The following is a 3,390-nucleotide window of genomic DNA, read 5'->3' as shown; positions in this document are numbered from 1 at the left end:
AAATTTGGAATTCTGATAATAAAGTTTTCAGTAAATCTACTTTAGTCTATTAACTTCTTGCGCTATCAACTATCACATAAAACGCGTTTGGCGTTGTATGGTTAAGCCTCACGGGTAATTAGTACAAGTTAGCTTAACATATCACTATGCTTCCACATCTTGCCTATCAACGTTGTAGTCTTCAACGGCCCTTCAGAGAGCTTAAAGCTCTAGTGAGAACTCATCTCGAGGCCTGCTTCGCGCTTAGATGCTTTCAGCGCTTATCAGTTCCGAACGTAGCTACCGGGCAATGCCATTGGCATGACAACCCGAACACCAGCGGTTCGTTCACTCCGGTCCTCTCGTACTAGGAGCAACCCCTCTCAATTCTCAAACGCCCACGGCAGATAGGGACCGAACTGTCTCACGACGTTCTAAACCCAGCTCGCGTACCACTTTAAATGGCGAACAGCCATACCCTTGGGACCGACTTCAGCCCCAGGATGTGATGAGCCGACATCGAGGTGCCAAACACCGCCGTCGATATGAACTCTTGGGCGGTATCAGCCTGTTATCCCCGGAGTACCTTTTATCCGTTGAGCGATGGCCCTTCCATTCAGAACCACCGGATCACTATGACCTACTTTCGTACCTGCTCGACGTGTCTGTCTCGCAGTTAAGCTGGCTTCTACCATTACACTAACCGTACGATGTCCGACCGTACTTAGCCAACCTTCGTGCTCCTCCGTTACTCTTTGGGAGGAGACCGCCCCAGTCAAACTACCCACCAGGCACTGTCCGTAACCCCGATTCAGGGGCCAACGTTAGAACATCAAAACTACAAGGGTGGTATTTCAAGGACGACTCCAACAAAACTAGCGTCTCATCTTCAAAGTCTCCCACCTATCCTACACATGTAGGTTCAATGTTCAGTGCCAAGCTGTAGTAAAGGTTCACGGGGTCTTTCCGTCTAGCCGCGGGTACACAGCATCTTCACTGCGATTTCAATTTCACTGAGTCTCGGGTGGAGACAGCGTGGCCATGGTTACACCATTCGTGCAGGTCGGAACTTACCCGACAAGGAATTTCGCTACCTTAGGACCGTTATAGTTACGGCCGCCGTTTACCGGGGCTTCGATCAAGAGCTTCTCCGAAGATAACCCCATCAATTAACCTTCCGGCACCGGGCAGGTGTCACACCGTATACGTCATCTTGCGATTTTGCACAGTGCTGTGTTTTTAATAAACAGTCCCAGCCACCTGGTCACTGCGGCTCCAATCAGCTTAGGGAGCAAGTCCCATCACCAATCGGAGCGTACCTTCTCCCGAAGTTACGGTACGATTTTGCCTAGTTCCTTCACCCGAGTTCTCTCAAGCGCCTTAGTATTCTCTACCTGACCACCTGTGTCGGTTTGGGGTACGATTCGGTATAATCTGAAGCTTAGAGGCTTTTCCTGGAAGTATGGCATCAGCAACTTCATCACCTTAGTGACTCGTCTCGTGTCTCAGCCTAACAGCAACCCGGATTTACCTAAGTCACTAGCCTACTCACTTTCACATGGACTACCAACGCCATGCTTGCTTAGCCTGCTCCGTCCCCCCATCGCAATTATACCAAGTACGGAAATATTAATCCGTTTCCCATCGACTACGCCTTTCGGCCTCGCCTTAGGGGTCGACTTACCCTACCCTGATTAACATGGGATAGGAACCCTTGGTCTTCCGGCGTGCGGGTTTTTCACCCGCATTATCGTTACTCATGTCAGCATTCGCACTTCTGATACGTCCAGCATACCTCCCGGTACACCTTCAACCGCTTACAGAACGCTCCCCTACCACTCAGAATAAATTCTGAATCCGCAGCTTCGGTGCATAGTTTAGCCCCGTTACATCTTCCGCGCAGACCGACTCGACCAGTGAGCTATTACGCTTTCTTTAAAGGATGGCTGCTTCTAAGCCAACCTCCTGGCTGTCTGGGCCTTTCCACATCGTTTCCCACTTAACTATGACTTTGGGACCTTAGCTGGCGGTCTGGGTTGTTTCCCTCTTCACGACGGACGTTAGCACCCGCCGTGTGTCTCCCGGATATTACTTTACGGTATTCGGAGTTTGCAAAGGGTTGGTAAGTCGGGATGACCCCCTAGCCTTAACAGTGCTCTACCCCCGTAAGTATTCGTCCGAGGCTCTACCTAAATAGATTTCGGGGAGAACCAGCTATCTCCCGGTTTGATTAGCCTTTCACTCCTAGCCACAGGTCATCCCCTAACTTTTCAACGTTAGTGGGTTCGGTCCTCCAGTTGATGTTACTCAACCTTCAACCTGCCCATGGCTAGATCACCGGGTTTCGGGTCTATACCTTGCAACTATTCGCCCAGTTAAGACTCGGTTTCCCTACGGCTACCCTATTCGGTTAACCTCGCTACAAAATATAAGTCGCTGACCCATTATACAAAAGGTACGCAGTCACCCAACAAGTGGGCTCCTACTGCTTGTACGTACACGGTTTCAGGTTCTATTTCACTCCCCTCACAGGGGTTCTTTTCGCCTTTCCCTCACGGTACTGGTTCACTATCGGTCAGTTGGGAGTATTTAGCCTTAGATGATGGTCCACCTATATTCAGTCAAAGTTTCACGTGCTCCGACCTACTCGATTTCACTTAAAAGGGATTTTCATGTACGGGACTATCACCCTGTATCGTGGCACTTTCCAGAGCCTTCCATTAACACCAATTAAGCTTAAGGGCTGTTCCGATTTCGCTCGCCGCTACTTTCGGAATCTCGGTTGATTTCTTTTCCTACGGGTACTTAGATGTTTCAGTTCTCCGCGTTCGCCTCGTTAACCTATGTATTCAGTTAACGATACCTGCAAGCAGGTGGGTTTCCCCATTCGGAAATCCTAGTCTCAAGTGCTTTTTACTAGCTTGACTAGGCTTATCGCAAGTTAATACGTCCTTCATCGCCTCCAACTGCCAAGGCATCCACCGTGTACGCTTAGTCACTTAACCATACAACCCAAACGGGTCTTTGTTTCGTGACAGTTTAACTTCGCCAGAAGTTAATATTGAATACTAAAGTAGATACCAATCAACAAACGTAAACGTTCATTAAATGGCACTGAATGATACTGCTATCATTCTTTTTTACTTTTGAAAACTCTGTACAAATACACTGTATTTATACGAATTTTATTATCAGCTTTTCCAAATTTTTAAAGAGCATATTAATTAGTTATCCCAAAGGGACACGCACTAATTAACAATCATCTGTGTGGACACTACGAACAAATAAGTTCTAAATCGTATAAGGAGGTGATCCAGCCCCAGGTTCCCCTAGGGCTACCTTGTTACGACTTCACCCCAGTCATGAATCACTCCGTGGTAAACGTCCTCCCGAGGGTTAGACTATCTACTT

At 48.1% G+C, this 3,390-nt stretch carries 1 rRNA gene; it reads right to left on the bottom strand.

The features are described from left to right. Positions 1 to 97 precede the first annotated feature (97 nt). Positions 98 to 2,984, bottom strand: a 23S ribosomal RNA gene (locus tag H5162_RS20885). Positions 2,985 to 3,390 lie beyond the last annotated feature (406 nt).

The organism is Pseudoalteromonas sp. SR41-8 (assembly GCF_014163915.1).
GTDB lineage: Bacteria > Pseudomonadota > Gammaproteobacteria > Enterobacterales > Alteromonadaceae > Pseudoalteromonas > Pseudoalteromonas rhizosphaerae.
The sequence above is the reverse complement of the archived record's forward strand: the minus strand, read 5'-3'. Positions and strand labels throughout refer to the sequence as shown.